Genomic DNA, 486 nt, shown 5'->3' on the forward strand with positions numbered 1-486 from the left:
GCCGGGCAGCATCGCGGGCTTCTGCGCGGCAAAGCCCGAGCTGAAGAACGCCTTGTACGCCTCGAAGGCCACGCCCGAGGGCGGCTCTCCGTGCATCATCTCGTAGGCTTCGACGAAATGCGGGATGTCCGGGAAGGACGGGTCGCGCTGCACGTTGCCTTCCGCGTCCAGCACCCCGTAGGAGAACAGCGGCACGGCCGAGCCTTCCTCGACCAGGGGTGCCACGTTCGTCAGATAGGCCGACGAGGTCTGATAGTCGATCGTGGCCTCGCCACGCTCGAACGCCAGGCGGCCGTCGCCGCGTCCGGTCATGCCGAAGACGTGGCGCACGTTCAGGCCCATCACCTCGAAGGCCAGCATCGGCACCAGGTCCAGCGAGGTCGCGCCCTGGCTGGCATAGACCAGCTCGGTGTCGGCCAGCTTGCCCAGTTCGGACGCGTCGGCCACGCCGGCGCTGGCCGGGATGTAGACCACGCCGCCCGTGGG

The 486-nt window shown here is 68.9% G+C and carries 1 pseudogene; it reads right to left on the reverse strand.

The window, feature by feature from the left end:
- A pseudogene (locus TW83_RS21325) lies at positions 1-486 on the reverse strand (tricarboxylate transporter); the annotation flags it as partial.

Origin of the sequence: Paracoccus sp. S4493 (assembly GCF_000967735.1) — a bacterium.
GTDB classification, from domain to species: Bacteria; Pseudomonadota; Alphaproteobacteria; order Rhodobacterales; family Rhodobacteraceae; genus Paracoccus; species Paracoccus marcusii.